Origin of the sequence: Trinickia terrae (genome assembly GCF_005144415.1) — a bacterium.
Classification (GTDB): Bacteria; Pseudomonadota; Gammaproteobacteria; order Burkholderiales; family Burkholderiaceae; genus Trinickia_A; species Trinickia_A terrae.
Window position 1 is genome coordinate 70788 of the sequence record NZ_SWJE01000004.1, and the last position, 26157, is coordinate 96944.

Annotated in this window: 28 protein-coding genes and 1 tRNA gene; 20 read left to right on the top strand and 9 right to left on the bottom strand. The window is 65.3% G+C overall.

Annotation, left to right across the window (positions count from 1 at the left end; all coding sequences use genetic code 11):
- Positions 1-1038: a PRC-barrel domain-containing protein gene (locus FAZ69_RS08085; protein WP_136893431.1), complete on the bottom strand. Its 1038-nt coding sequence runs from the start codon at positions 1036-1038 to the stop codon at positions 1-3.
- 602 nt (positions 1039-1640) lie between these two features.
- Here FAZ69_RS08085 and dusA point away from each other — a divergent pair.
- From dusA to FAZ69_RS08100, 3 genes are all read left to right on the top strand, one after another.
- Positions 1641-2642 carry a tRNA dihydrouridine(20/20a) synthase DusA gene (gene dusA / locus FAZ69_RS08090; protein WP_136893432.1) on the top strand — a complete coding sequence of 334 codons (1002 nt, stop codon included), beginning with the start codon at positions 1641-1643 and terminating at the stop codon, positions 2640-2642.
- 103 nt (positions 2643-2745) lie between these two features.
- A tRNA-His gene (locus FAZ69_RS08095) sits at positions 2746-2821 on the top strand.
- A gap of 198 nt (positions 2822-3019) precedes the next feature.
- The gene (locus FAZ69_RS08100) at positions 3020-3442 is read left to right on the top strand and encodes a hypothetical protein (protein ID WP_136893433.1); all 423 of its coding nucleotides are present in this window, start codon (positions 3020-3022) and stop codon (positions 3440-3442) included.
- Between the two features lie 58 nt (positions 3443-3500).
- Here the strand turns inward: FAZ69_RS08100 and FAZ69_RS08105 are convergent, their stop codons facing one another.
- Positions 3501-4331 (bottom strand): ABC transporter permease, encoded by an 831-nt coding sequence (locus tag FAZ69_RS08105; RefSeq protein WP_136893671.1) that lies wholly within the window; start codon positions 4329-4331, stop codon positions 3501-3503.
- Positions 4332-4364: 33 nt separating this feature from the next.
- A complete protein-coding gene (nodI, locus tag FAZ69_RS08110; RefSeq protein ID WP_136893434.1) occupies positions 4365-5279 on the bottom strand; it encodes a nodulation factor ABC transporter ATP-binding protein NodI in 915 nt (304 codons plus the stop codon).
- A 282-nt stretch (positions 5280-5561) separates the two neighbouring features.
- Between nodI and FAZ69_RS08115 the strand changes: the two genes are divergently transcribed.
- A complete protein-coding gene (locus FAZ69_RS08115; protein ID WP_136893435.1) occupies positions 5562-6053 on the top strand; it encodes a universal stress protein in 492 nt (163 codons plus the stop codon).
- Positions 6054-6128: 75 nt separating this feature from the next.
- Here the strand turns inward: FAZ69_RS08115 and FAZ69_RS08120 are convergent, their stop codons facing one another.
- From FAZ69_RS08120 to lexA, 3 genes are all read right to left on the bottom strand, one after another.
- A complete protein-coding gene (locus FAZ69_RS08120; protein WP_136893436.1) occupies positions 6129-6770 on the bottom strand; it encodes a DUF2939 domain-containing protein in 642 nt (213 codons plus the stop codon).
- A 112-nt stretch (positions 6771-6882) separates the two neighbouring features.
- Positions 6883-7233, bottom strand: coding sequence for a hypothetical protein (locus tag FAZ69_RS08125; protein WP_136893437.1), 351 nt, complete (start codon positions 7231-7233; stop codon positions 6883-6885).
- Positions 7234-7252: 19 nt separating this feature from the next.
- Positions 7253-7903 carry a transcriptional repressor LexA gene (gene lexA / locus FAZ69_RS08130; RefSeq protein WP_136893438.1) on the bottom strand — a complete coding sequence of 217 codons (651 nt, stop codon included), beginning with the start codon at positions 7901-7903 and terminating at the stop codon, positions 7253-7255.
- Between the two features lie 278 nt (positions 7904-8181).
- On the opposite strand from lexA, the gene FAZ69_RS08140 reads away from it, so the two are divergent.
- The 6 genes from FAZ69_RS08140 to FAZ69_RS08165 all read left to right on the top strand — a co-directional run bounded on the left by FAZ69_RS08140 (position 8182) and on the right by FAZ69_RS08165 (position 14352).
- Positions 8182-9237 (top strand): sulfate ABC transporter substrate-binding protein, encoded by a 1056-nt coding sequence (locus FAZ69_RS08140; RefSeq protein WP_136893439.1) that lies wholly within the window; start codon positions 8182-8184, stop codon positions 9235-9237.
- A 118-nt stretch (positions 9238-9355) separates the two neighbouring features.
- Positions 9356-10240, top strand: a complete 885-nt coding sequence (cysT, locus tag FAZ69_RS08145) for a sulfate ABC transporter permease subunit CysT (RefSeq protein ID WP_136893440.1) — start codon at positions 9356-9358, stop codon at positions 10238-10240.
- Entirely contained in the window at positions 10237-11139 is a 903-nt protein-coding gene (gene cysW / locus FAZ69_RS08150; protein WP_136893441.1) for a sulfate ABC transporter permease subunit CysW, read from the top strand. Before cysT ends, cysW begins: the two co-directional genes overlap by 4 nt.
- Before the next feature lie 27 nt (positions 11140-11166).
- Positions 11167-12252, top strand: coding sequence for a sulfate/molybdate ABC transporter ATP-binding protein (locus tag FAZ69_RS08155; RefSeq protein ID WP_136893442.1), 1086 nt, complete (start codon positions 11167-11169; stop codon positions 12250-12252).
- A gap of 73 nt (positions 12253-12325) precedes the next feature.
- Positions 12326-13252 carry a CysB family HTH-type transcriptional regulator gene (locus tag FAZ69_RS08160; protein WP_136893443.1) on the top strand — a complete coding sequence of 309 codons (927 nt, stop codon included), beginning with the start codon at positions 12326-12328 and terminating at the stop codon, positions 13250-13252.
- Between the two features lie 62 nt (positions 13253-13314).
- Positions 13315-14352, top strand: coding sequence for an asparaginase (locus FAZ69_RS08165; RefSeq protein WP_240702147.1), 1038 nt, complete (start codon positions 13315-13317; stop codon positions 14350-14352).
- Positions 14353-14610: 258 nt separating this feature from the next.
- Here the strand turns inward: FAZ69_RS08165 and FAZ69_RS08170 are convergent, their stop codons facing one another.
- Genes FAZ69_RS08170 through gcl form a run of 3 tightly spaced genes read right to left on the bottom strand, consistent with a single transcriptional unit; the run spans position 14611 to position 18168 of the window.
- Positions 14611-15495 carry a 2-hydroxy-3-oxopropionate reductase gene (locus FAZ69_RS08170; RefSeq protein ID WP_136893445.1) on the bottom strand — a complete coding sequence of 295 codons (885 nt, stop codon included), beginning with the start codon at positions 15493-15495 and terminating at the stop codon, positions 14611-14613.
- 60 nt (positions 15496-15555) lie between these two features.
- Positions 15556-16347 carry a hydroxypyruvate isomerase gene (gene hyi / locus FAZ69_RS08175; RefSeq protein WP_136893446.1) on the bottom strand — a complete coding sequence of 264 codons (792 nt, stop codon included), beginning with the start codon at positions 16345-16347 and terminating at the stop codon, positions 15556-15558.
- A gap of 45 nt (positions 16348-16392) precedes the next feature.
- Entirely contained in the window at positions 16393-18168 is a 1776-nt protein-coding gene (gene gcl, locus FAZ69_RS08180) for a glyoxylate carboligase (RefSeq protein WP_136893447.1), read from the bottom strand.
- Positions 18169-18376: 208 nt separating this feature from the next.
- Here gcl and FAZ69_RS08185 point away from each other — a divergent pair, with 208 nt between their 5' ends.
- From FAZ69_RS08185 to FAZ69_RS08230, 10 genes are all read left to right on the top strand, one after another.
- Positions 18377-19288 carry a LysR family transcriptional regulator gene (locus FAZ69_RS08185; protein WP_136893448.1) on the top strand — a complete coding sequence of 304 codons (912 nt, stop codon included), beginning with the start codon at positions 18377-18379 and terminating at the stop codon, positions 19286-19288.
- 99 nt (positions 19289-19387) lie between these two features.
- Complete coding sequence (locus FAZ69_RS08190; protein ID WP_136893449.1) at positions 19388-20110, top strand: RNA polymerase sigma factor; 723 nt, start codon at positions 19388-19390, stop codon at positions 20108-20110.
- A gap of 80 nt (positions 20111-20190) precedes the next feature.
- Positions 20191-21120, top strand: a complete 930-nt coding sequence (locus FAZ69_RS08195; protein WP_136893450.1) for an anti-sigma factor family protein — start codon at positions 20191-20193, stop codon at positions 21118-21120.
- Between the two features lie 158 nt (positions 21121-21278).
- A complete protein-coding gene (gene rpsF, locus FAZ69_RS08200) occupies positions 21279-21656 on the top strand; it encodes a 30S ribosomal protein S6 (protein WP_136893451.1) in 378 nt (125 codons plus the stop codon).
- A 41-nt stretch (positions 21657-21697) separates the two neighbouring features.
- The gene (priB, locus tag FAZ69_RS08205) at positions 21698-21997 is read left to right on the top strand and encodes a primosomal replication protein N (protein WP_136893452.1); all 300 of its coding nucleotides are present in this window, start codon (positions 21698-21700) and stop codon (positions 21995-21997) included.
- A gap of 2 nt (positions 21998-21999) precedes the next feature.
- Positions 22000-22284: a 30S ribosomal protein S18 gene (gene rpsR / locus FAZ69_RS08210; RefSeq protein WP_136893453.1), complete on the top strand. Its 285-nt coding sequence runs from the start codon at positions 22000-22002 to the stop codon at positions 22282-22284.
- Positions 22285-22311: 27 nt separating this feature from the next.
- Positions 22312-22764 (top strand): 50S ribosomal protein L9, encoded by a 453-nt coding sequence (rplI, locus tag FAZ69_RS08215; RefSeq protein ID WP_136893454.1) that lies wholly within the window; start codon positions 22312-22314, stop codon positions 22762-22764.
- Between the two features lie 296 nt (positions 22765-23060).
- Entirely contained in the window at positions 23061-24449 is a 1389-nt protein-coding gene (locus tag FAZ69_RS08220; RefSeq protein ID WP_136893455.1) for a replicative DNA helicase, read from the top strand.
- A 298-nt stretch (positions 24450-24747) separates the two neighbouring features.
- Positions 24748-25491, top strand: coding sequence for a hypothetical protein (locus FAZ69_RS08225; RefSeq protein WP_136893456.1), 744 nt, complete (start codon positions 24748-24750; stop codon positions 25489-25491).
- A gap of 169 nt (positions 25492-25660) precedes the next feature.
- Positions 25661-26155, top strand: coding sequence for a DotD/TraH family lipoprotein (locus tag FAZ69_RS08230; RefSeq protein ID WP_136893457.1), 495 nt, complete (start codon positions 25661-25663; stop codon positions 26153-26155).
- Positions 26156-26157: the final 2 nt, after the last annotated feature.

A 26157-nucleotide genomic window follows, 5' to 3' on the forward strand; every position in this document is an offset into this window, starting at 1 on the left:
TCACCGTTGAGGGCGTGCGGCGGACGCGAGACCCGGCGATGAACTGCCCGGCGCCGTCGGCCCGGCTTGCCCGGTGGTGTGCGGCGGGGCAGGCGGTGCGGGTGTGACCGCGCGCACCGGCTGATCGGCGGAATAGGGCGGCGCGGCTTCGATCTGCGCATCCGACAGATCCATTTGCAGCTCGATCTCGTCGTCCTTCGTCACGAAATGGAGGGCCGACCAATCGGCCGCGATGCTGCGTCGATCGTGGCTGATGAGGTTGCCCACGTCCAGCACCGCGGCCTGTGGTTGGGCGTTGCCGTCGATCAGCACGTCGATCACGCGGCCCACGCGCTCGCCGTTGTGGCGCTCGACGGTGGCGTCGATGACGGGCAGCAGCAGCTCGCGCGCGCCGCTTGCCTTGTTCGCGGCGCGCTTGTCCTTGGCACGCGAGCGCGACTCTTCCGCCGCGGGCGACTCGTTCGGACCGATATCGAGCGTGATCGGCGTTCTCCGCTGCGCGGGACCGAAGCGGAACGCGTTCCACGGGAAGCGCACCTTGCGGTCGCCGACGCCCATGAAACCGGCCAGATTGACGAGCATGCTCTGCGGCTTGCCGCTCGCGTCGGCGAACATGTCGATCGCGCGGCCGATGATCTTGCCGTCGGGACGCTGGACCTTGGTGTCGAGCAGGCCACGTGTCTGCTCTTGCGACAGGAGCCGCGTCACGATGAGCGGGGGCGGCGGGGGTGGCGGAGGAGCGGGCGGCGCGACGGGCTCGCGCGCGCGTTGCGGCGGCCGGTAGACGGGTTTCTTCGGCGGCGGACGTTTCGCCTCGGCGGCTTCGTGCTTCTGCTCCACGGCCGGCGCGGACGCTGCCTCGGTGGCCGAGGCGGACGCTTCGGCCTCGGAGGCAGCTTCCTCGGGCGGCGCGGCGGGCTGCTCGGCTTCCGGCGCTGGCTTCGGGCCGAACAGCACGCTGCAGCCCGCCAGCGTCGACAGCAGGAGGAAGATCGGGATCAACCGGGTTACGTATTGACGGGAGAAACCGCCGCTCATCAATGAAGCTCCTGATTGGTGGGCGCGTCGGGGGCTGATCCGGCCGGCGCTGTCGAGCCGGTCCGGCCAAGCCCCTGCGCTGGCGCGGGCTCCATTCTAGCCGCTGGCCATTCGTTTCGGCGCGGCGGTGGTTTGCCTTCGGTGTGCGCGGATATCGGCGCACGCGAGCGCGCGGTGTCGAGGGCGGGCGATGGTCGTCTCGCGGAGCAAGCCGCGAGGCTGTCGTCATCCGCCAAAATCAAGTGGATTGCGCCGGTTCTTGCGCCTGATGCTAGTTCCGCCCGGGAGCGGGTCCTACAGTGCAACTGCGCGATCCTCGCGCATGCGATCGTGTTTCGGCCGCTCGGTTTATCCGGCGGCCTTTTTGTTAGCGGGGAGCGGAATAGAACGGAACGGCGGACTGTCGCGGCAGCGCTTGGCAGGCCGCCATCGCCCGATCGCGATGCGGAGGGCGAAGGTGAGCGGGCATGTCAGGCGGAGTGCTGCGACGATGCGGTAAAATCGGCGCCTGACTAATGGCTAATGGCGCGCCGCCCCTCGCATTTGCCGCCGCGCCCACGCGCTTCCCGCTTGCTCCCGCTTCTCACCGCAGATTTCGCCCCATGTCGTTATTGCCCCGTCCCAGTCCCCGCCGCGTGTCCGTTGCCCCGATGATGGATTGGACCGACCGTCATTGCCGTTCCCTGCATCGGCTCATCTCGCGCCACACGTGGCTCTATACGGAGATGGTGACGACGGGCGCGCTGCTTTTCGGCGATGTCGCCCGCCACCTCGCATTTTCCGCCGAGGAGGCGCCGGTCGCGCTGCAGCTGGGCGGCAGCGAGCCGGACGATCTCGCGCGCTCCGCGAAGCTCGGCGAGCAATGGGGCTACGACGAGATCAACCTCAATTGCGGCTGCCCGTCCGAGCGCGTGCAGCGCGGCGCGTTCGGCGCGTGCCTGATGAACGAGCCTCGGCTCGTCGCCGATTGCGTGAAGGCGATGCGCGACGCGGTGTCGATTCCGGTGACGGTCAAGCACCGAATCGGCGTCGACGCCGTGGAAGAGTATGCGTTTGTGCGCGACTTCGTCGGCACGATCGCGGAGGCGGGCTGCGAAGTGTTCATCGTGCATTCGCGCAACGCGATCCTGAAGGGCCTTTCGCCAAAGGAAAACCGCGAGATTCCGCCGCTCAAGTACGACTACGCCTATCGCCTGAAGCGCGATTTCCCCGCGCTCGAGATCATCATCAACGGCGGAATCAAGACGCTCGACGAAGTCGAGGCGCACTTGCAGCACGTCGATGGCGTGATGCTCGGACGCGAGGCGTATCACAACCCGTATGTGCTGGCCGAGGTCGATACGCGCTTCTACGGCGCGACCGAGCCGGCGCGAACGCGCGAGCAAATCGAGGCGGACCTGATCCGCTACTGCGCCGACGAGCTCGCGGGCGGCACCTTCCTCGGCGCGATCACGCGCCATGCGCTGGGCCTTTACCGCGGCGTAGCGGGCTCGCGTGGCTGGCGGCGCGTCCTGTCCGACAACAAAAAGCTCGCCGCCGGCGACCTCGCGATCTTCGACGAGGCGCGCAATTATTTGCGCGAGCCGATCGAATTTATCGATTGAGGGGCTTGGCAAGCTGGATCGATATTCGTATAATCTCGCTTCTTGATTGGCGGCCGGTCGGTCTCGGCAACGGTCTCGGCAAGTCAAGCAGCAAGTTTCAGTGGTGGCTGTAGCTCAGTTGGTAGAGTCCAGGATTGTGATTCCTGTCGTCGTGGGTTCGAGTCCCATCAGCCACCCCAACGAATTCAAGCAAAAAGCCCAGTTCTCGCGACTGGGCTTTTTGCTTTCCGGCGTTGCTTTCCGACGAAGCGATCTACACTTTCAGCATGACCGGCCGGCGACGCGGCTTGATGCGCGTCGATGGTAGGATTCGCCCGGCATGAAACTTCCGGCGGCGAACGCCGGCGGACAATGATTCTTTGGACTCAGGAAATCGAATGGCGCAACAGAAAGCCAATCCCAAACTCGAGCAAGCGCTGACCCGCGGCGATCTTGCGATGCGGCAGGCCAATTCCGCGCGGGCGACCGCGCTCTTGCGCGCGCTCGGCAAGATGATCGCCGACGCGTCGGCGACGATCGGCGTCGAGGCCTTCACGTCGCTCCCCGACGGCGATCGCATCTACGATCCGGCCAACGGCGTGTGGCCGCAGAAACTGCTGGTGTCGCTCGACGGCCCGGTCGAGGAGGCCGATCCCGACGAGCTGCGCACCATCTGGCTGCTCGCCGATACGCCGAACACGGTGTTTCGCGTCGAATGGCACCGCGCGGACGGCAAGATCGGCCGACAGGAAGGGCGGCCGCTCGCGACCGTCGCGTTCGTCACTGATGTCGAGATTCCGTGGAGCGACGACGAGGATTGAGCGTCGCGTCCCGGTTCAGCGATCCGCGCGGCAGGGCAAGACCCGCTTGCGCTGAATGTCAGCGCATCATCCTGCGCCTGAACAGCACAGCGCAGATGAAGAACGACACCAGCGCATAGCCGGCCAGCACGTAGATATGCAGCGCGGCGTCCGGCATCGGGCGCCCGAGCATCGCGGGCCGGATCAGCTCCACTGCATGCAGCAGCGGCAGCGCTTGAGCGGCGCGCTGCGCAAGCGCCGGCAACTGCGTGATCGGGAAGAACACGCCGGAGAGCAGCAGCATCGGCGTGAGCACGAGCGTCTGGTAAAACATGAAGAAGTCGTACGACGGTGCGAGCGCCGTCACGATCATCGCGAGGCTCGCGAACGCCAACCCCGCCAGCACGATCGCCGGGAGCGCGAGCAGCATCGACGGAAAGCTCCCATAGCCGAGCAGCCCAGCCACCAGCATGATCGCTACGCCCGAGAGCATCGCCTTGCTCGCGGCCCAGACGATCTCGCCCAGCACGATGTCGCCGAGCGTAAGCGGCGTGTGCATGATGGCTTCCCAGGTGCGCTGCACGTGCATGCGCGAAAAACCCGAATACATCGACTCGAAGCTCGCCGACATCATCACGCTAGAGGCCACCGTGCCCGCCGCGAGAAACGCGATATACGACACGCCTTCGACGCGTCCCACCATCAGCCCGAGCCCGAGGCCCAGGCCGAACAAGTAGATCATCGGGTCGGCGAGGTTGCCGATCATCGACGCCAGCGCGAGCTTCTTCCACACCAGATAGTTGCGCCGCCATACCGCGATCCAGTGAGTCGCGTTGGCGGGCAGCGCGCCGCGTACGCGCGAGACGGTCGTGGGCGGCGCGTCGGGAAGGTCGTAGCGGCGGGCATCCATTGTCATTCGGTCCTGTTCTTGCGTGTTGGATCGTCAGTCCTGCATCTCGCGGCCCGTGAGCCGCAGGAACACGTCTTCGAGATTTGCCGGCCGATGCAGGTAACGCAGGCCGGCGCGGCCATCGAGACGCGCATGCACCGGCTGTGGATCGCGTACGTAGCAAAAGAGCGTCTCGCCGCTGATCTCGGTGCGCACGGCGAAGGGCGCGAGCTCGTCGCGCAGGGCGGCGGGGGCGGCGCCGTAGATCTCGATGACCTCGCAGCCGATCTCCGTTTCGATCAGCTCCTTGGGCGCGCCTTCGGCGATCTTTTGCCCCTCCTCGATGACGCACAGGCGATGGCAGAGCCGCTCGGCCTCCTCCATGAAGTGAGTCGTGAGCAGGATCGTCTTGCCGCGCGCGAGCAGAGAGCGCAGGCGCTCCCAGATCAGGTGCCGCGCCTGCGGATCGAGACCGGTGGTCGGCTCGTCCATGATCAGCACGTCCGGATCGTTGATGAGCGCGCGCGCCAGCGTGAGACGCCGCTTCATGCCGCCCGACAATTCGCCCACGCGCGCATCGGCCTTGTTTTCGAGGCGTGCGAATTCGAGCAGCGTCGGCACCATCGCGCGCGCCTGCGCCGCCGACAGCCCGAAGTAGCGGCCGAATACCAATAGGTTTTCGCGGACGGTGAAGTCTGGGTCGAGATTGTCGAACTGCGGCACGACGCCGACGCGCTGCCGCGCAAAACGCGCCCGCGCCGGAATCGGCTCGCCGCACAGGCGGATCGTGCCGGCGTCAGGCTCGCTCATCCCGAGCAGCATCTTGATCGAGGTGGTCTTGCCTGCGCCGTTCGGTCCGAGCAGGCCAAAGCACTCGCCGACGCGCACATGAAACGACAGGCCATTGACGACGGCTTTGTCGCCGAAATGTTTTTCGACTTCTACAAACTCGATGGCGGCTTCTGACATGAGCGCTTGAGGTCCGTTGGGAGAGCGGTGAGGGGCTTGGGCCATTCTAGTGCATTGGCGAAAACGGCTCTGTGCAGCGCTTGCGCTGATTGTGTGCCGGCCAGGCGCTGAACTGGTGCGGCGCAGCGGGTTTGGCGCGGATTGGCATGTTGCTCTCACTTGCCTTGCATTTGGATCACGAATCTGTCCCCGGCTTATAAGCGTTTTCCATCCCTTGCAAGCGGATTTGCGGCGCACCATGATTAGGGCGAAAGTGCGCACAAGCGCGAATGGGAGGCCATGATGGCAAGCTACAAGAAAATTCTGTTGTGCTACGACGGCACACGCGAAGGACGCAAGGCGCTGCGTTGCGGCGCCGATCTGGCGCTCGACTTGAAGGCGGAGACTCATCTGCTGTCGGTTGTCGACATGCGCACGAGCATCGCCCAGAGCGCGGGGCTCCTGACCGACGTGGCGTGCGGCCGTTTCGAGGAAGCCGCGCGCGAGATTCTCCAGGAAGGCGTGAACTGGCTGACCGAGCGGGGCGTGCAGGCGCACGGCCATTTCGCATTCGGTCATCCGATTGACGAGATCGCCAACCTCGCCGAAGAACTCAAGGTCGATCTCGTCGTGGTGGGCCACCGTTGCCGCAGCGGCTTATCACGCTGGTGGATGGGCTCGGGCAATACGCAGTTGCTCGACCGTGTCTCGTGCAGCATTCTCGTTGCATGCTCGACGCCGCAAGAGCAAAGAAAAGAAGCGGAACTCGAGGCTGCTGCGAGCTCCGGGCGTTGACCCGCGCGGCTGCTGCGGCCGATCGGTCAGATCGGCCGCGGGGCATTGCGCTTGATGGCATCTGCGCGCGCTGAATCAACCGTTCAGGTCGATCGCCGCGAGCTTCCAGGAAAACAACCCGTAGCGATGCAGAATCGCCGAGTAGCGCGCGTTGTTGGCGCCATGCCGATACGTGACGGCGAAATCGTTGACGCCGCGATAGCCGGTCGTCGTTTTGGGCTCGGCAGGGGGCGATGAGGCCGGGTTTGAAGCCGGTGCCGCAGGCGCTTGCGCAGGTTGCGGCGAGGCTTCATTCGACGCGGCGCTATCTGCCGTAAGCTCCGGCGGCCGTTCACCGGGATTGCCGCGCGGCGGCATGCCGCGCAATATCGCGGCCACGCCGTCGGGCGTCGCGTAGGCATCCACGAGCGGATCGATCAGGGCGACCCCGATCATTGCGCCGAGCGCAGCAAACGGGTGGTTGTACTTTTGTTCGTCGATGCGCCGCGTCAGCATTTGCGACACCTGTTCCTTGAGGCTTCCGCGCAAGGCCGGATAGTCGACATACTCGTTGAGCGTTTGCGCATCGCGTGCGTCTGCCGCGTGTTTCATCTGAGCGAGCGCAACGTACGGCGACACATAGGCATAGCCCAACACGAAGATCGCCGCGATGGCGGCAACAACCGCAAACGCAACAACAAACGGATTGCGCCGCGTGGAACGAACGGGATCGGACATGACGAGAAGGTCTCCGCAAAACGACTACGAGCTAGGGTGGACCGTCATCGTACAAAAATGATCCTGTTGCAGTTGTGAGCTAATGCAACTGCAACGAGCCAATGCACGCAGATCAATCGAAAAGCCCCGGCTGCGCGCCCGAACGCTCGGCGGCGATGCAGCGGTCGATCATCCGGCAAACGGCATCGATGGTGCCGACCATGATGAAGCGCGAAGTGCCGTGATAGACCCGCACGGGCCCGCGCCGCGCCGGCTCCGCGTTCGTGAGCGTGCTGTTCAGCGAAACTCGCGCGAACGCGGGCAGCGCCGACGGCAGCGCCGGCTCCTGCGCCGTCTGCTCCTCTAACCGCGCCGCGCGGGTCAGCGCGGCGGGCGCTTCGAGCGGCGCACACGGCACGACGCCGCGCAGATGACGCAGGCGGCCGAATTGGCGGAAGGGCAAGAGGCGGGCGAGGCGGTCCATGGCGTTCTCCAGGCAGTGTTCAGAATTCGGTCGGGCGAATCAGCCCCACCGCGATGCCTTCGAGCGCGAACTCCGCGCTGCCGGCCTGAACGAAGATGTTTTCGTAATCGGGGTTCTCGGCGATCAGTTCGATGCCGTCCTTGCGGCGCTTCAGGCGCTTGACGGTAACGTCGTCCCCGAGCCGCGCGACGATGATCTGGCCGTCTTTCGCCTCGCTGCGCTTTTGCACGGCGAGCAGGTCGCCGTCGAGGATGCCGGCGTCGCGCATCGACAGCCCGCGCACCTTCAGCAGGTAATCGGGCTTGCTGGAGAAGAGAGCCGGATCGCAGGCGTAGTGCTGCGAAATGTGTTCCTGCGCGAGGATCGGGCTACCCGCCGCAACACGCCCGACGAGCGGCAGCGACAGCTGCATCAGGCCCGGATGCGGCAGCGTGAACTGGTGGGGCGCGTCGTCCACGCCCATCAGCAGGCGGATGCCGCGCGACGCGCCGGGCGCGAGCTCGATCACGCCCTTGCGCGCGAGCGCCCGCAGGTGCTCTTCCGCCGAGTTGGCCGAGCTGAAGCCGAGCTCAGCGGCAATTTCGGCGCGCGTGGGGGGAAAGCCGCTGCGTTCGATCGTCTGGCGGATCAAGTCGTAAACCTGCTGCTGCCTTGCGGTGAGTTTGGTCATGGAGCACTGTATGGATAGACAGGTGGCTGTATTTTTATACAGTATTCGTCGTATTTCAAGCGTTACTTGAAGTGTCTCCGTGCGAACCCGCCACAGAGCCTGATCCAGGTCATTTCCGTACGTCACAGCAGCCAAACGGCATCGATAGCGCCGGTTCCGGCTGTCGCTATCCACTTTTTGGCATTAAAGAATGAAGATTTATTATTTTTGAGTATGTAGGCCGTTCGATAGACTGCCCCAATCGATCAGCAAGCGTCTTGAAAACGGAGAACAAACGCATGGCGAAAAGAATGACGGGGCAGGCGGGCGGCGCCCGCCGATGGGCGGCGGCGCTGGCTTTCGGCGCGCTGACGGCGGCGGCAGGCGTCCTGGCGCTCGGAGCGAGCGCGCCCGCGAAGGCGGATACGACGCTCCTGAACGTGTCGTACGACCCGACGCGCGAGCTGTACCAGGACATCAACCAGGCGTTCGGCAAGGAGTGGAAGGCCAAGACCGGCGAGACGGTGACCTTCAAGCAGTCGCACGGCGGCTCGGGCGCGCAGGCGCGCTCGGTGCTGGACGGCCTGCAGGCCGACGTGGTGACGCTCGCGCTCGCCTACGACATCGACGCGCTTGCCAACAAAGGCCTGATCGACAAGAACTGGCAGAAGCGCCTGCCCGACAACGCCTCGCCCTACACCTCGACGATCGTGTTTCTCGTGCGCAAGGGCAATCCCAAGCACATCAAGGATTGGGACGACCTCGTGAAGCCGGGCGTCGCGATCGTGACGCCGAACCCGAAGACCTCCGGCGGCGCGCGCTGGAACTACCTCGCGGCGTGGGCCTACGCGCAGCACCTGCCCGGCGGCAGCCCGGAGACGGCGAAGGCCTTCATCATCAAGCTCTACAAGAACGCCGGCGTGCTCGATTCGGGCGCGCGCGGCGCGACCACGAGCTTCGTGCAGCGCGGCATCGGCGACGTGCTGATCGCGTGGGAGAACGAGGCGTTCCTGTCGCAGAAGGAATTCGGCGCGGACAAGTTCGAGATCGTCGTGCCGTCGGCGAGCATTCTGGCCGAGCCGCCCGTGGCGGTGGTCGACAAGGTCGTCGACAAGCGCGGCACGCGCAAGGTCGCCGAGGCGTATCTGAACTTCCTCTATAGCGACGAAGGGCAGGAGATCGCCGCGAAGAATTTCTACCGGCCGCGTTCGAGCAAGGTGCCGGCCGCGCTGACCGACAAGTTTCCGAAGCTGAAGCTGTACACGGTCGACGACACGTTCGGCGGCTGGACGAACGCCCAGAAGACGCACTTCGCCGACGGCGGCGTGTTCGATTCGATCTATCAGCCGCAGTGACGCCGTCCGCCACGGCAACGGCACCATAACTACAGACAGCGGGCGGCCGTGCATGTCGCGAAGACGCGCACGGCCGCCCGAACGGCTCCCCCGAGCCGCACCCGAGAAGAGCATCCGCATGACGACGTTCACCTTCAAGAAGCCGAGCGCCTTGCCCGGCTTTGGCGTGACGCTCGGCATCACGGTGGCGTATTTGAGCCTCGTGGTGTTGATTCCGCTTGCCGCCACGTTCCTCAAGACCGCCACGCTCCAGTGGGACCAGTTCGTGCGCGCGGTCGCGTCGCCGCGCGTGCTGGCGTCGTACCGGCTCACGTTTTCCGCGGCGCTGGGCGGCGCGCTCCTGAACGCCGTGTTTGGTTTTCTGGTCGCCTGGGTGCTCGTGCGCTACCGGTTTCCGGGCAAGCGTATCGTCGATGCGGTCGTCGACTTGCCGTTCGCGCTGCCGACTTCGGTCGCGGGTATCTCGCTTGCCGCCGTCTATTCGGGCAATGGCTGGATCGGCCAGTTCCTCGAGCCGCTCGGTCTCAAGATCGCGTTCACGCCGTTGGGCGTGCTGGTCGCGCTGACGTTCATCGGCCTGCCGTTCGTCGTGCGCACGGTGCAGCCGGTGCTCGAGGACTTCGAGCGTGAGCAGGAGGAGGCCGCTGCGTGCCTCGGCGCGTCGCGCTGGCTGACGTTTCGCCGGGTCGTGCTGCCGGCGGTCGCGCCCGCGCTCCTGACCGGCTTCGCGCTCGCCTTCGCGCGCGCGCTCGGCGAGTACGGCTCGGTGATCTTCATCGCGGGCAACGTGCCGATGAAGTCGGAGATCACGTCGCTGCTCATCATCACCAAGCTCGAGCAGTACGACTACGCGGGCGCGACGGCGCTGGCTGTGGTGATGCTGGCCGTGTCGTTCGCGATGCTGCTCCTGATCAATACGCTGCAGTGGTACTTGCAGCGCCGCACGAGCCGGGGGGCGAGCGGGGCGGTGAGCGTCCCGGCGATTGAAGGAGGTGCGCAATGAGCCAGGCATCCGCTGTCCTTGATCAAACCCCGCGCGTGCGGGCAGCCGGCAAGCAGGACCCCGTCACCGAGCCGCGCATTGTGCGCTGGGTGCTGACCAGCATCGCGCTCGTGTTCCTCATGCTGTTCCTCGCCGTGCCGCTCGCGGCCGTGTTCTACGAGGCGTTCCGGAAAGGCGTCGGCTACTACTTCGAGTCGCTCGCCGATCCGGACGCATGGGCCGCGATCAAGCTCACGCTGCTCGTCGCGGCCATCGCCGTGCCGCTGAACCTGGCGTTCGGCCTCGCGGCGTCGTGGGCGATCGCCAAGTTCGAGTTCAAGGGCCGCGCGCTGCTGACGACGCTGATCGACCTGCCGTTCTCGGTGTCGCCGGTGATCTCAGGGCTCATCTACGTGCTGATGTTCGGCGCGCAGGGCTGGTTCGGCCCATGGCTCGCCGAGCACGACACGCAGATCATCTTCGCCGTGCCCGGCATCGTGCTCGCGACGGTCTTCGTCACGTTCCCGTTCGTCGCGCGCGAGCTGATTCCGCTGATGCAGGCGCAGGGCAACGACGAAGAAGAGGCCGCGCACGTGCTCGGCGCGTCGGGCTGGCAGATCTTCCGGCGCGTCACGCTGCCCAACGTCAAATGGGGGCTGCTGTACGGCGTGATTCTCTGCAATGCGCGCGCGATGGGCGAGTTCGGCGCGGTGTCGGTGGTGTCGGGGCACATCCGCGGGCAGACCGACACGATGCCGCTGCACGTCGAGATTCTCTACAACGAGTACAACTTCTCGGCCGCGTTCGCGGTGGCGTCGCTGCTCGCCTTGCTCGCGCTCGTGACGCTCGGCTTGAAGCTCATCGCCGAGCGCGGGATGGCCGTGGCGAGCTCGAGTCGATCGGCCGAGTCGATCAAGTAAGAAACACAGTCAAGAGGCGTATCAGACATGGGCATCACCGTTCACAATCTGCACAAGCGCTTTGGCGATTTCGCCGCGCTCGACGACGTCTCGCTCGATTTCCCGCCGGGCGAGCTCGTCGCGCTGCTCGGGCCGTCCGGCTGCGGCAAGACCACACTGTTGCGCGTGATCGCCGGCCTCGAGCATGCCGATGCTGGGCAGGTCGTGCTGCAAGGGCAGGACGTCGGCGGTGTCGGCGCGCGCGAGCGGCAGGTCGGCTTCGTGTTCCAGCACTACGCGCTTTTCAGGCACATGACCGTGTTCGAGAATGTCGCGTTCGGACTGCGTGTGAAGCCGCGCAAGGAGCGCCCGTCCGAGTCCGTGATTCGCGAGAAGGTGCACGAGCTCCTGAAGCTCGTGCAGCTCGACTGGCTCGCGCAGCGCTATCCGTCGGAGCTCTCGGGCGGCCAGCGGCAGCGCATCGCGCTGGCGCGGGCGCTGGCCGTCGAGCCGAAGGTGCTGCTGCTCGACGAGCCGTTCGGCGCGCTCGATGCGAAAGTCCGCAAGGAGTTGCGCAGCTGGCTGCGCCGCCTGCACGACGACCTGCACATCTCGACGATCTTCGTCACGCACGATCAGGAGGAAGCGCTCGAAGTGGCCGACCGCATCGTCGTGCTGAACCGCGGACGCGTCGAGCAGGTCGGCAATCCGCAGGACGTCTACGACCATCCGCAGACCTCGTTCGTCTACGAATTCCTGGGCGCGGCGAACCGCTTGAGCGGCAGCGTCGAGGCGGGCGGCTTCGTCGCGGACGGCGCCGCCAGGCCGATCGCGGTGACGGCCGGCTTCGCGGGACCGGCGCTGGCTTACGTGCGGCCGCACGACCTGACGCTCTATCCGCGCGGCAGCGGGCAAGACGCAGGCGCAGGGCACGATGCCGCGCGCGACGGCATCGTCGTCGACGTGCGGCGCGTCGTGACGCTCGGCGGCTCGGTGCGCGTCGAGCTCGAAGGACGCGGCGGCAGCGTGCTCGAAGCCGAGCTCGACCGCGAAACGTGGCGCGATCTGCGCCTCGCCGTCGGCGACGGCGCGACCGCGGTGCCGCGCGCGCTGCGCGTGTTTCCCGCGCGCTGAACGCGGCGCCGGCAAAGCGCCGATCCAAGCATTCATAAATAGACAACGACAACACCTGTCCGGAGAAGCACACATGAATTTCCAGCAATTGCGCTTCGTACGCGAAGCCGTGCGCCAGAACATGAACCTGACCGAGGTCGCCAACGTCCTCTACACGTCGCAATCGGGCGTTTCCAAGCAGATCAAGGATCTCGAGGACGAGCTCGGCGTCGACATCTTCATCCGCCGCGGCAAGCGGCTCACGGGCCTCACCGAGCCGGGCAAGGCCGTGCACCAGTTGATCGAGCGGATGCTGCTCGACGCGGAGAACCTGCGCCGCGTCGCGCGCCAGTTCGCGGACCAGGACAGCGGCCACCTCGTCGTCGCGACGACGCACACGCAGGCCCGCTACGCGCTGCCGAAGGTGATCCGCCAGTTCACCGAGGTGTTCCCGAAGGTGCATCTCGCGCTGCGCCAGGGCAGCCCGCAGCAGATTGCGCAGATGATCATCAACGGCGAGGCCGACATCGGCATTTCGACCGAGGCGCTCGACCGCTTTCCCGATATCGTCACGTTCCCGTGCTACTCGTGGCATCACGTCGTCGTCGTGCCGAAGAACCATCCGCTCGTCGGCCGCGAGAACCTGACGCTCGAGGAGATCGCCGAGTATCCGATCGTCACCTACGACCAGGACTTCACGGGCCGCTCGCACGTCGACCAGGCGTTCGCGCAGGCGGGCGCGCTGCCCGACGTGGTGTTGACCGCGATCGACGCGGACGTGATCAAGACCTATGTCGAGCTGGGGATGGGGATCGGCGTGGTCGCGGCGATGGCGTTCGATCCGAAGCGCGATACCGAGCTCGTCGCGCTCGATACGGAGCATCTGTTCGAGGCGAACACGACGCGCGTCGGCTTGCGCAAGGGCGCGTTCCTGCGCGCGTACGCGTACAGGCTGATCGAGATGTTCGCGCCGCATCTGTCCGAGCCGGAGATCGTCGCGCAGTTGAAGGAAGTGGATTAGGACGGAAAAACGGACGAAAAAACGCCGCGCGGGGGGTGTCCGGCGCGTCTACAATGGCGCCCATGACTACCTCGACCACCCCAGCTTCCTCCTCCCCGCGCGTGCTGCCGCGCATCGCCGTGCTCGCGACCGGCGGCACGATCGCCGGCTCGGCGGCCGATTCCGCGCAGACGGCGGGCTATCAGGCCGGCGTCGTCGGCGTCGACAAGCTGCTCGCCGCGGTGCCCGGGATTGCCCATGTCGCGCGCATCGACGCGGAGCAAGTCGCGAGCATCGACAGCAAGGACATGCCGCTCACGCTGTGGGCGACGCTCGCCGAGCGCGTCAACGCGTTGCTCGCGAGTGACGATGTCGATGGCCTCGTCATCACGCACGGCACCGATACGCTCGAAGAAACCGCGTACCTGCTGCACCTGGTTGTCAAGAGCGCGAAGCCCGTCGTGCTGACGGCGGCCATGCGGCCGTCGTCGGCGCTGTCGGCCGACGGTCCGCTGAACCTGCTCGGCGCGGTCACGGTCGCGGCGAGCCCGGCTGCGCGCGGGCAGGGCGTCCTCGTCGCATTCAACAACCGGATTCACAGCGCGCGCGACATCGTCAAGACCAGCACCTATGCGGTCGATGCGTTCCAGTCGCCCGAGATCGGCGCGCTCGGCTGGGTGCAGGATGGGCGCGTGGAGTTCCAACGCGGCGTCGTGCGGCCGCATACGAGCGGTGCGCCGTTCGTGATCGGCGAAGTGGCGAACGGGTGGCCGGGCGTCGAGATCATCACGAGCTATGCAGGCGCCACGCGGACGATGGTCGATGCGCTCGTGGCGGCGGGCGTGCGCGGCATCGTCGTCGCCGGCACCGGCAACGGTTCGATCCATTCTGCGCTGCAAGCCGCGCTCGCCGATGCGGTGAACAAGGGCGTTGCCGTGGTGCGCTCGTCGCGCGTGGGCTCGGGCCACGTGATGCGCAACGGCGCGGCGAGCGACGATGCGCTCGGCTTCGTCAGCGCCGGGACGCTGAACCCATACAAGGCGCGCGTGCTGTTGATGCTCGCGCTGGCGGCGGGCAAGGCCGATGCTGCGCAGCTGCAGCAGATCTTCGACACGTACTGACGACACAGTGCGAATGAAGCGGTAGCAATCCGACAGCAGGACACCCGACGGCGACCGTCTGACCGACCAAGGCTTCCCCGGCGCCGCCGGGTGCCGCTGCGGACCCCACCTGCCGCTCTCAGCCCAGAGCGGCTCGTTTTGCCTGTCCGGCGCGCGTGGCTCGATGACACGTGAGCCGCGCGCGCCGGACAAGGCGCCCCACATTCCGGCCGCCATGCTCGAAGCACGGCTGCCGATGTTCCTGCATCCCTTGCGCGCTTACGCCCCGGCGATCTGGAAGTTCGCCATGATCTCGAGCGCGCGAATCATCGCCGAGTGGTCCCACGCCTTGCCGCCGTTCGCGGCGCAGACGCTGAAGAGCTGCTGCGCGCTCGCCGTATGCGGCAGGGCGATGCCGAGCTTGCGCGCGCCCTCGAGCGCGAGATTCAGATCCTTCTGGTGCAGCTCGATCCGGAAGCCCGGATTGAACGTGCGCTTCGTCATGCGTTCGCCGTGCAGCTCGAGAATGCGCGACGACGCGAAGCCGCCCATCAGCGCTTTGCGCACGCGCTCCGGATCGGCGCCGGCGCGCGCTGCGAACAGCAGCGCCTCGGCCACGGCTTCGATGTTCAGCGCGACGATGATCTGGTTGGCGACCTTGGTGGTCTGGCCCGCGCCGTTTTCGCCGACGAGCGAGATGTTCTTGCCCATCAGGTCGAAGAGCGGCTTCGCGCGCTCGAACGCCTTTTCCGGGCCGCCGACCATGATCGTCAGCGTTGCGTCGCGTGCGCCGACTTCGCCGCCCGACACCGGCGCGTCGAGGTAGTCGCAGCCGAGCGCGTTGATCTTCCTGGCGAACTCCTGCGTATCGAGCGGAGAGATCGAGCTCATGTCGATCACGAGCTTGCCGGCCGTGAGGCCCTTCGCGACGCCGTCGTCGGCGAACAGCACGTTCGCGACGTCGGGCGTGTCCGGCACGATCGAGATGATGATGTCCGCGGCTTGCGCGACCGCCGTCGAGTTGGCGACGACCGTGGTCTGCGGACGCAGGTCGTCCGGCACCGGATAGGCGCCGTTCACGAACAGCGTGTGGCCGCCCTTGATGAGATTGCGCGCCATGTGCGCGCCCATGATGCCGAGGCCGATGAAACCGATCTTTGCCATTGGGTTGTCTTCCTATGTTTGATCTTGGAATGAATGCGCCATTGCCGGGGCGCCGCCGGATCAAGCCGCCTGCTGTCCCGCGACGCTCCGCAGCCAGCCGAGGCCTTCGGCGGTCGTCGTGCGCGGCTTGTACTCGCAGCCGATGTAGCCGTCGTAGCCGAGCGAATCGAGCAGGGCGAACAGGAACGCGTAGTTGATCTCGCCCGTGCCCGGTTCGTTGCGGCCCGGGTTGTCGGCGAGCTGGATGTGCGCGATCGATGCGAGGTTCTTCTTGATCGTCGCGGCCAGTTCGCCCTCCATCCGCTGCATGTGATAGATGTCGTACTGCAGGAACAGGTTGTCCGAGCCGACCGCGCGGATCACGTCGAGCCCTTCGCTGGAGCGGTTCAGCGCGAAGCCGGGAATGTCGTGCGAGTTGCACGGCTCGACCAGCAGCTTGATGCCTTCCTTCTTCAGCTCGCCCGCGGCGAAGCGCAGGTTGTCGACGATCGTCGCGCGGGCTTTGTCCTTGTCGACGCCGGCCGTGGGAATGCCGGCGAGGCAGTTCAACTGCGGCGCCTTCAGCGCCTTCGCATACTGGATTGCGCGGCCGACGCCTTCCTGGAACTCGCCGACGCGATCGGGCAGGCAGGCGATCCCGCGCTCGCCCGCTTCCCAATTGCCCGCTGGCAGGTTGTGCAGCACGAGGCGCAGCTCGTTCGCATCGAGCCGCTCGGCGAGCTCCGCCGTCGAGTACGGGTACGGAAACAGGAATTCGACGGCATTGAAGCCCGCTTCGGCGGCCGCCTTGAAGCGGTCGAGGAACGGCACTTCGTTGAAGAGCATCGTCAGGTTGGCTGCGAATTTCGGCATGTCGGTATGTCTCGCTGGTCGGTCAAGTATTTATCGATCGAGGGATTAGTCGAGCATCGAGATCGCGGTCGGCGCGTCCTGCTTCTTTTCGGCCAGTTCCTCGAACTCGTTGATCGCGTCGATCTCGGTGCCCATCGAAATGTTCGTCACGCGCTCGAGAATCACCTCGACGACGACCGGCACGCTGAACTCGGAGAGCATCGCCTTCGCCTTTTCGAGCGCTGGCTTGATGTCTTCCGGCTTGAACACGCGCAGCGCCTTGCAGCCGAGGCCTTCGGCCACCGACACGTGATCGACGCCATAGCCGTTCACTTCCGGCGCGTTGATGTTCTCGAACGCGAGCTGCACGCAGTAGTCCATGTCGAACGCGCGCTGCGCCTGGCGGATCAGGCCGAGGTACGAGTTGTTCACGACGACGTGCACGTAGGGCAGCTTGAACTGCGCGCCCACGGCCAGCTCTTCGATCATGAACTGGAAGTCGTAGTCGCCCGAAAGCGCGACGATCGGGCGCTGCGGGTCCGCAGCGCGCACGCCGAGCGCGGCCGGAATCGTCCAGCCGAGCGGGCCGGCCTGGCCGCAGTTGATCCAGTTGCGCGCCTTGTAGACGTGCAGGAATTGCGCGGCGGCGATCTGCGAGAGTCCGATCGTGCTCACGTAGCAGGTGTCGCGGCCGAACACGCGGTTCATCTCTTCGTAGACGCGCTGCGGCTTGACCGGCACGTTGTCGAAGTGCGTCTTGCGCAGCATCGTGCGCTTGCGCTCCTGGCACTCGGCGACCCATGCGCCGCGGTCCTTCAGCTTGCCGGCCGCCTTCCATTCGAGCGCGACTTCAATGAACAGCTCGAGCGCGGCCTTCGCATCGGAGACGATGCCGAGATCCGGCCCGAACACGCGGCCGATCTGCGTCGGCTCGATATCGACGTGGACGAACTTGCGGCCCTTCGTATAGACGTCGACGCTGCCCGTGTGGCGGTTCGCCCACCGGTTGCCGATGCCGAGCACGAAGTCGGAGGCGAGCAGCGTCGCGTTGCCGTAGCGGTGCGAGGTCTGCAGGCCGACCATGCCGACCATCAGCGGGTGGTCGTCGGGAATCGCACCCCATGACATCAGCGTCGGGATCACGGGCACGCCGAGCGTCTCGGCGAACTGTACGAGCAGGTCTTCGGCCGCCGCGTTGAGCACGCCGCCGCCGGAGACGATCAGCGGCTTGTCCGCGTTGTTGAGCAGCGTGAGCGCGGCTTCGATCTGCTTCCTGGCCGCCTTCGGCTTGTAGACCGGCAGCGGCTCGTAGGTGTCGATGTCGAACTCGATCTCGGCGAGCTGCACGTCGATCGGCAGGTCGATCAGCACGGGGCCGGGACGGCCCGAGCGCATCAGGTGGAACGCCTGCTGGAACGCGCGCGGCACGAGCGCCGGCTCGCGCACGGTGACGGCCCACTTCGTGACGGGCTTGGCGATCGATTCGATGTCGACGGCCTGGAAGTCTTCCTTGTAGAGACGTGCGCGTGGCGCCTGGCCCGTGATGGCGAGAATAGGAATCGAGTCAGCCTGAGCCGAGTAGAGACCGGTGATCATATCGGTGCCGGCCGGGCCCGAGGTGCCGATGCACACGCCGATGTTGCCGGGCGCGGCGCGCGTATAGCCTTCGGCCATGTGCGAGGCGCCCTCGACGTGGCGCGCCAGCACGTGGCTGATGCCGCCGGCCTTCTTCATCGCCGAGTAGAGCGGGTTGATCGCGGCGCCGGGGACGCCGAACGCGGTGTCGATGCCTTCTTTTTCGAGCACGAGCACGGCTGCGTCTACGGCTCTCATCTTGGCCATGGGATGTCTCCTTAATGTCGGCGAATGGGTGTTGAAGAGCACTGTAAGGCGGCGTCCAAGGTTTGATAAGATCAGTCCGGGTCGCTTATTTCGAAACAAAAAGTATGGAATGGGTGGCGGGCCAGGCGGTGCGGGCGCAAGGCGCTTGGCCATATCCAGCCTGGCAATCAGGCCTAAGCGCAAACCCTAGGTAGTGGGAGACGAGACCATGGACCGTTTCAAGCAAATCGAAACTTTCGTGCGCGTGGCCGACGCCGGCAGCCTCGCGGCGGCGGCGCTGGAGGAGGGGGTGTCGCCGGTGATCCTCGGGCGGCGCATCGACGCGCTCGAGAAGCGCCTCGGCGTCAAGCTGATGTACCGCTCGACGCGGCGTCTCGTCGTCAGCGAAGACGGCGCGTCGTTTCTCGAACGCTGCCGGGGCCTGCTCACCGAATGGGGTCAGGCCGAGAACGAGCTCACGGCGGGGCGGCGCTCGGTGAGCGGGCACCTGATCGTATCGGCGCCCGCGGCCTACGGCCGCAAGCACGTCGCGCCGCTCGCGCCGGCGTTCCTCAAGGACAAGCCCGGCTTGCAGATGTCGTTCAACCTGACCGACCGCGTCGTCGATCTCGTGCGCGAGGGCTACGACCTGTCGATCCGGATCGGCGGCGCGGTCGATCCGAACTTCGTCGCGGTGAAGCTCGCGTCGAACCGGCGCGTGGTGTGCGGCACGCCGGGCTACTTCGAGAAGCACGGCCGGCCAAAGACGCTGGAAGACCTGCCCGGGCACAACTGTCTCGCGTTCAATCTGCAAGGCGGGCAGAACCGCGGCTGGTATTTCCGGCGCAACGGCAAGATCGTGACGGTGCGCGTCGGCGGCGCGCTCGATTGCAACGACGGCGAGCTGCTGCATCGCTGGGTGTCCGAAGGGCTCGGGCTCGGCTGGCGCTCGACCTGGGAGGTTCAGCAGCAGATCGCGCGCGGCGAGCTCGAGACCGTGCTCGACGACTACGCACTGCCCGATTACGACATCCTCGCCGTCTATCCGCAGCAGCGCTATGTGCCCGCCAAGGTGCGCTACTTCATCGACTATCTGAAAGAGGTCTATTCGCGCCCGGGGTATTGGAGCGAGAACGAGTAAGCGCGCGAATCGGCTTGATTTTTTCAGGCGCTTGACGGCGGCGGGAATAAACTCGATTCGGCATCGGTATTCAACGCGTGAGCCTTATGGGGACCCAGGGTGGACGACACCAATCAATGCGCGGCGGATCAGCGGGCTTCGGACGAACGCAACCGCCGCTTCCAGCAGATGGCGCTGCCGCATCTCGACGCGGCCTACAACCTGGCGCGCTGGCTGTGCGGCAACGCGAGCGACGCGGAGGACGTCGTGCAGGACGCCTACCTGCGTGCGTTCCGCTTCTTCGACACGTTCCGCGGCGACAGCATGCGGCCGTGGCTCTTCGCGATCGTGCGGCGCACGTGGTACACGGAATGGCGGCGGCGCGCGTCGTCGCATGAGGTTCAGGCCTTCGAGGACGCCGAGCCGGGCGACGAGTCCGCCGCCGAGACCTTCGAGGGCTGGTCGCGCGCCATCGAAGATCCCCAGGCGACGCTGATCCGCGAGGAAGACGTGCGGCTCGTTCACGCGGCGCTTGAAAAACTGCCGGTCGAGTTTCGCGAGGTGCTGATCCTGCGGGAGCTGGAGGACATGAGCTACCGCGACATCGCGGCGATCGCCGACCTGCCGGTCGGCACGGTGATGTCGCGGCTCGCACGCGGGCGGCGCAAGCTGGCCGCCGTGCTGCAGGCTGCGGGGGCCGGGGCTGGCGGCGTAGTCGACCAAGGCGCGCAGGCCGGGTTTCCGGCCGCGGCTCGCGACGCCCGGCGCGACAGCGCCTCCGAAGCCCCGCCGTCCGGGCCTATTTCCGCCACGCGCGCAGCATGGGACCGCGGTAAGCGCTGAAGCGCTAACTCCAGGCAACCACCGCATGGGATGGGAGTAGGCGCTAAAGCGCCAACTCCCATCGACACAGGAGAATCCAGATGGACTGTAAAGAAGCGCGGCCGCTGATCGACGCGAATGCCGACCGCGAACTCTCCGCGCCCGACGCCCGCCGCGTCGAGGCGCACCTGGCCGAGTGCCCTGAATGCCGGCGCGAAAGCGAGAACGTGCGCGCGCTCGGCGACACGCTGCGCGCGGCCGGCTACTATCGCGCCCCGGAGTCGCTGCGCACGCGCATCCTGGCCGAGCTGCCGCCGCTGGAGGAGCCCGCACAGGAGGCGGCCGTGCTGCCCGAGGCGCCGTTTCGCCCCGAATCCGCAGCACCGGCCGAGCCGCCGCGCGCCAAGGGGCGCGAGCGCAAGCCGTCCGCCGGCTGGCGTGACTGGTTCGGCATCCGCTGGCCGTCGTCCGGGCCGCAGGCGGCGGGCGGCGGCGCGGGGGCAGTGGGCTGGGGCGGGGCGCTTGTCATCGCGCTCGCGGCCGCGGCGGCGGGGGTGACGTTCGCGCTGCATCGCCCGGCGGGCGACGGAATGCTTGCCGACGAGCTGGTCTCGAGCCACGTCCGCGCGCTGCTCTCGGACCGCGACATCGACGTGATCTCGACCGATCAGCACACGGTCAAGCCCTGGTTCAACGGCAGGATCGACTACTCGCCGCCGGTCGAAGACCTGGCGGGAAGCGGCTTCCCGCTCGTAGGCGGGCGCCTGGATTACGTCGCGCACCGGCGCGTGGCGGTGCTGATCTATCGCTACAAGAAGCATCCGCTCGACGTCTACGTGTTCCCGGAATCGTCCGGCAGCGCGGGCCGCCCGCCGGAGACGCTCGTGAGCGAAGGCTATTCGCTCTCGCGCTGGCATGAGAGCGGGATGACCTACTGGGCGATCACCGATGCGACGCCGGACACGCTCGTGGCATTCAAGGCCGCGCTGCAGTCGAAGCTGCATGGCCCGGGTGGGGCCAAGGAGGATTGACCCGTCCCCTTCGATAAATCCTTGAAAACACGACCGATTCCGTCCGGGAAAGCGGTTTTTATCTTGCATGCGGTTCGAAAGCCGGGCTATAATCTTCGGCTTCTCACTTGCCACACCGGTTCCGACGCCCGGGTGGCTTTAATCCACAAGGAGTGTGTATGCGTCATTACGAAATCGTCTTCATCGTGCACCCCGATCAAAGCGAGCAAGTGCCCGCGATGATCGAGCGTTACAAGTCCACGATCACCACGCACGGCGGCCAAGTCCACCGTATCGAAGACTGGGGCCGTCGCCAACTGGCCTACATGATCGAGAAACTCGCGAAGGCTCACTACGTTTGCATGAACATCGAATGCGACCAAACCACGCTCGACGAGCTCGAGCACGCATTCAAGTTCAACGACGCCGTGCTGCGTCACCTCATCGTCAAGATGAAGAAGGCCGAAACCGGCCCGTCGCCGATGATGAAGGAAGTGCAGCGCGAAGAAGCCAAGAAGGCGGCTGCATCGTCGCAACCGTCCGAAGCGCAGGCTTAAGGACTCTGGTTTATTAAGCCACCAAGGCTCACTCTGCTCTCGTGAACCGGCTGCAACTCACGGCCAGCGTCGTCGAACGCGAACCGGTGCGGTACACCCCCGCCGGCGTTCCGATCGCAAGCTGCACGCTGCAGCACCGCACGGAAGTCGTCGAAGCGGGCATTGCCCGGCAAATCGAACTGACGATGCCGGCGGTTGCCGCGGGAGCCGCGAGCGGCAAGCTGGAGGCCTGCGAGATGGGCGTCGAAACGCTCTTCACGGGTTTCCTGGCGAAGAAAAACCGCAACGCGCGAACCTTGGTGTTTCACATCACTGAATTGCAGGACATTGGAAAGGACTGAACATGCCCCGCCCGACTGGTAAGACTGGTAAGAAATTCGACAAGCGTCGTCAGCAACAAAACCCGCTCTTCAAGCGCAAGAAGTTCTGCCGCTTCACGGCTGCTGGCGTCGAGAGCATCGACTACAAGGATACCGAAACGCTGAAGGACTTCATCGGCGAAAACGGCAAGATCACGCCGGCTCGTCTGACGGGTACGAAGTCCCACTATCAGCGCCAGCTCGATACGGCCATCAAGCGCGCACGTTTCCTCGCGCTCCTGCCGTACACCGATCTGCACAAGGCCTAATCAGACGACGCAATAAGGAGAATCCGAATGCAAATCATTCTTTTGGAAAAAGTCGTCAACCTGGGCAACCTCGGCGACATCGTCAAGGTGAAGGACGGCTACGCACGTAACTTCCTGATCCCGAAAAAGCAAGCTCGCCGCGCAACGAAGGAAGCGATCGCCGAATTCGAAGTCCGCCGTGCGGAACTCGAAAAGGTTGCGGCTGAAAAGCTGGCAACTGCTCAAGCTCAAGGCGAAAAGCTGGCTGGCCTGACCGTGCAGATCGCGCAGAAGGCTGGCGTCGACGGCCGTCTGTTCGGCTCGGTGACCAACGCCGACATCGCCGATGCGCTGAAGGCACAAGGCTTCGACGTGGAAAAGGCGCAAGTGCGCCTGCCGGAAGGTCCGCTGAAGATCGTCGGCGACCATCCGGTCAGCGTTTCGCTGCACACGGACGTCCTCGTCGACGTCACGGTGTCGGTGCTGGGCGAGCACGCTTAAGGCGGCGGCAGGTTTCGCACTGCGCACTGCGCGCCGCGCTCTGCTTGACGCAGCACGAGTAGTATTCGCCGAACTGGCAGGCAGGCGGTTCGGCGCGCAGGAAGCGTTGCATGGGACCCGAGTAATGCTCTGCATGGGGCCGGAGTAAGTGCTGAAGCACTAACTCCGGCCGGCACGCTAAAGCACTAGCTCGGGTCGACAAAAGACAGGGGCCGGGAAACCGGCCTCTGTCTTTTTATTTGTGCCGTAGCCGCCGGGCTGGCACTAAAACGGCCATTTCGCGATAATTCCTCCCCATGAACGCACCGCCGAAAGATCCCCAACTCGAATCTCTGAAAGTCCCGCCGCATTCGATCGAGGCCGAGCAGTCGGTGCTCGGCGGGCTGCTGCTCGACAACGCGGCATGGGACCGGATCGCCGACTTCCTGTCGCAGAGCGATTTCTACCGCTACGACCACCGGATCATCTTCGAGCACATCGGCAAGCTGATCGCGGCGACACGGCCGGCCGACGTGATCACCGTCTACGAAGCGCTCGGCACCTCGGGCAAGGCCGAGGAGGTGGGCGGCCTCGCGTACCTGAACGCGCTGGCGCAGAACACGCCGAGCGCGGCCAATATCCGTCGCTATGCCGAAATCGTGCGCGACCGCGCTGTGCTGCGGCGTCTCGTGTCGGTGGCCGACGAGATCTCCGCCGACGCCTTCAATCCACAAGGCAAGGAAGTCCGCCAATTGCTCGACGAGGCGGAATCGAAGGTGTTCTCGATCGCCGAAGACGGCGCGCGCGGCACGCAAGGCTTCCTCGAAATCGGCCCGCTGCTCACGCAAGTGGTCGAGCGGATCGATACGCTCTATCACACCGCCAACCCGAGCGACGTGACCGGCACGCCGACGGGCTTCGTCGACCTCGACCGGATGACGTCGGGCATGCATGGCGGGGAGCTCATCATTGTGGCTGGGCGGCCCTCAATGGGGAAAACGGCCTTCAGCATGAACGTCGGCGAATACGTCGCCGTGGAGTACGGCTTGCCGGTGGCGGTGTTCTCGATGGAAATGCCGGGCACGCAGCTCGTCATGCGTATGCTCGGCTCGGTCGGGCGGCTCGACCAGCATCGCATGCGTACCGGGCGGCTGACCGACGAAGACTGGCCGAAGCTCACGCACGCGGTGCAGAAGATGAGCGAGGCGCAACTCTTCATCGACGAAACCGGTGGCCTGAACCCGATGGAATTGCGCTCGCGCGCGCGGCGGCTCGCGCGCCAATGCGGCAAGCTCGGCCTCATCATCGTCGACTACCTGCAGCTGATGTCGGGCTCGTCGCAGGGCGAGAACCGCGCCACCGAAATCTCCGAAATCTCGCGCTCGCTGAAGGGGCTTGCCAAGGAGCTCGACGTGCCGGTGATCGCGCTTTCGCAGCTGAACCGCGGCCTCGAGCAGCGGCCCAACAAGCGTCCGGTGATGTCGGACTTGCGTGAATCGGGCGCCATCGAGCAGGACGCGGACGTGATCCTCTTCATCTATCGCGACGAGGTTTACAACCCCGACAGTCCCGACAAGGGCACGGCCGAGATCATCATCGGCAAGCAGCGTAACGGTCCGATCGGGCCGGTGCGACTCACGTTCCTCGGCCAATACACGAAGTTCGACAACTTCGCGGGCGCGCAGACCTTCTACGGCGGCGAGTAGCAAGAGTCGGAACGCAGGCCGGTCGCAATGTAAAGCGCCGCGTTGGGTGGGGCGTCCTGGCAGTGTCTTCCGCTGTGAAGAATTGATTTCTGGGCTCGTGACATGCCCGTTGTGTCGCGCTATGATGGAGAAAAATCAAAAACAAAGATTTTTTTGCTTCAAATAAGACTGATATTCTTCAAAAACAAGCGAAAAGGTACAAAATATGAGCATTGAAACGCCGCTTACGAGGCGCCAACTGGCGCGAATTCAAATCGCGCGAGGTATTCCTGCCGAAGAAATCCAGCTGCGCACAGGGATGCCTCGGGCCTCCTATGAAGTGCTCTTCAGCGCGTCGCACACGGACCAGGACAAGGAAGTGACCAAGATGCTGTCGAAGACCTCCTTCGACCGTCTGATCGCGCTCCTGGGCATCGAGGCGGATTTTTGCGGGCTGCGCCCGAGCGGCGTGCTCGAATGGCGCGCCGAAGGCACGCCGAAGAAGGTCACCCAGTGCTGGGCCGATGCGGCCTCGGGGCTCATCAAGGAGTTGCTGTCCGAGCATCTGACGATCGCCGAAGTCGTGCTGCGCGGTTCCGATCGCTGGATTTCGCGCTTTGTCGATCAAGAGCGCATGCTGCTCGTTTTCGACCGCGCACGCGGCATCCGTATCGCGGTGACGCGCGCCCCGGCGGACCTGCTCGGCAAGTTCGAGGCGTTGACCGGCGTGACGTGCCAGCGCAAGGTCACCTTGAATCCCGCCGAATTTCGCGACAACCGCGAAATGATCCACCACGAGGTGCTTCGTTCCGTGCAATTCGACCATCTGACCGGCGTGGTTGCGCCCACCTACAACTGGAAGGACGTGCAGGCCGCTGCGCGCGAGTTCGGTTTCTCGACTGACGATCTCGTCAACATGATGCACGAGCATGCCGAGCGCCGTTCGAGCCGCCAGGAAGTGCCGGATGCGGATGTGTCCGACAGCAGCGCGGCCGACGAATTCGCCGATCGCCGCAATACCGATTTCCAGGTTGCCCGCCTGCGTGTGGTCGGTGGTTCGTGATTCTCTCGCATCCCTAGCGCTGCGCCGATGAAGCGGCTGCCTCATCCACCACACTCGCAACAATAAGAATCAAAAAAATAAATGTTTTTGTATTTAAACTAGTTCATAATGGCTCGTATGGGGATGGCATGGCTAGAATCTGCGGCGCTCGAGTGTTGGACTACGGGGAATGACTGTGAACAGTTGTGTGAAATGGTGCCTGCGCGGGGGGGCGGTACTGGCGGCGTTGGTCGCCGTATCGGGGTGCGCGAACCAGAACCAGGTCAAGGCGACGCCCGACGAGCAACGCCGCACGGAAATCGAGGCCCAGATTTCGGATTCGCTGTCGCTCGCGGTGAACGCGCAGCGCGAGCTTGCGATGACTCGCGATGCAGACGTGCAGCAGCGCGCGGTGTCGCGCACCCGGCTGCTGACCGATCGCGTGAGCTACGACTTCTACGGCGACGTCGAGCAGATCGTCGGCGATATCGCGAGCAAGTACGGCTACGAATTGAAGGTCTATGGCCAGCGTCCGCCCGAGCACGTGAACGTCAACGTCTATGTGAACAAGATGCCCGTGCTCGAAGTGCTGCGCTACGTCGGGCAGACCGCGGGCGATTGGCTCGACCTTCGCGTCTCGGCCGGCGTGATCGAGCTGACCTACAAGAAGCCGTCGCACGCTTGAAG

Coding starts and splice junctions, on each gene's coding strand:
- FAZ69_RS08085 (WP_136893431.1), bottom strand. CDS start 1,038: ATGAGCGGCGGTTTCTCCCGTCAATACGTAACCCGGTTGATCCCGATC.
- dusA (WP_136893432.1), top strand. CDS start 1,641: ATGTCGTTATTGCCCCGTCCCAGTCCCCGCCGCGTGTCCGTTGCCCCG.
- FAZ69_RS08100 (WP_136893433.1), top strand. CDS start 3,020: ATGGCGCAACAGAAAGCCAATCCCAAACTCGAGCAAGCGCTGACCCGC.
- FAZ69_RS08105 (WP_136893671.1), bottom strand. CDS start 4,331: ATGGATGCCCGCCGCTACGACCTTCCCGACGCGCCGCCCACGACCGTC.
- nodI (WP_136893434.1), bottom strand. CDS start 5,279: ATGTCAGAAGCCGCCATCGAGTTTGTAGAAGTCGAAAAACATTTCGGC.
- FAZ69_RS08115 (WP_136893435.1), top strand. CDS start 5,562: ATGGCAAGCTACAAGAAAATTCTGTTGTGCTACGACGGCACACGCGAA.
- FAZ69_RS08120 (WP_136893436.1), bottom strand. CDS start 6,770: ATGTCCGATCCCGTTCGTTCCACGCGGCGCAATCCGTTTGTTGTTGCG.
- FAZ69_RS08125 (WP_136893437.1), bottom strand. CDS start 7,233: ATGGACCGCCTCGCCCGCCTCTTGCCCTTCCGCCAATTCGGCCGCCTG.
- lexA (WP_136893438.1), bottom strand. CDS start 7,903: ATGACCAAACTCACCGCAAGGCAGCAGCAGGTTTACGACTTGATCCGC.
- FAZ69_RS08140 (WP_136893439.1), top strand. CDS start 8,182: ATGGCGAAAAGAATGACGGGGCAGGCGGGCGGCGCCCGCCGATGGGCG.
- cysT (WP_136893440.1), top strand. CDS start 9,356: ATGACGACGTTCACCTTCAAGAAGCCGAGCGCCTTGCCCGGCTTTGGC.
- cysW (WP_136893441.1), top strand. CDS start 10,237: ATGAGCCAGGCATCCGCTGTCCTTGATCAAACCCCGCGCGTGCGGGCA.
- FAZ69_RS08155 (WP_136893442.1), top strand. CDS start 11,167: ATGGGCATCACCGTTCACAATCTGCACAAGCGCTTTGGCGATTTCGCC.
- FAZ69_RS08160 (WP_136893443.1), top strand. CDS start 12,326: ATGAATTTCCAGCAATTGCGCTTCGTACGCGAAGCCGTGCGCCAGAAC.
- FAZ69_RS08165 (WP_240702147.1), top strand. CDS start 13,315: ATGACTACCTCGACCACCCCAGCTTCCTCCTCCCCGCGCGTGCTGCCG.
- FAZ69_RS08170 (WP_136893445.1), bottom strand. CDS start 15,495: ATGGCAAAGATCGGTTTCATCGGCCTCGGCATCATGGGCGCGCACATG.
- hyi (WP_136893446.1), bottom strand. CDS start 16,347: ATGCCGAAATTCGCAGCCAACCTGACGATGCTCTTCAACGAAGTGCCG.
- gcl (WP_136893447.1), bottom strand. CDS start 18,168: ATGGCCAAGATGAGAGCCGTAGACGCAGCCGTGCTCGTGCTCGAAAAA.
- FAZ69_RS08185 (WP_136893448.1), top strand. CDS start 18,377: ATGGACCGTTTCAAGCAAATCGAAACTTTCGTGCGCGTGGCCGACGCC.
- FAZ69_RS08195 (WP_136893450.1), top strand. CDS start 20,191: ATGGACTGTAAAGAAGCGCGGCCGCTGATCGACGCGAATGCCGACCGC.
- rpsF (WP_136893451.1), top strand. CDS start 21,279: ATGCGTCATTACGAAATCGTCTTCATCGTGCACCCCGATCAAAGCGAG.
- rpsR (WP_136893453.1), top strand. CDS start 22,000: ATGCCCCGCCCGACTGGTAAGACTGGTAAGAAATTCGACAAGCGTCGT.
- rplI (WP_136893454.1), top strand. CDS start 22,312: ATGCAAATCATTCTTTTGGAAAAAGTCGTCAACCTGGGCAACCTCGGC.
- FAZ69_RS08220 (WP_136893455.1), top strand. CDS start 23,061: ATGAACGCACCGCCGAAAGATCCCCAACTCGAATCTCTGAAAGTCCCG.
- FAZ69_RS08225 (WP_136893456.1), top strand. CDS start 24,748: ATGCCTCGGGCCTCCTATGAAGTGCTCTTCAGCGCGTCGCACACGGAC.
- FAZ69_RS08230 (WP_136893457.1), top strand. CDS start 25,661: ATGACTGTGAACAGTTGTGTGAAATGGTGCCTGCGCGGGGGGGCGGTA.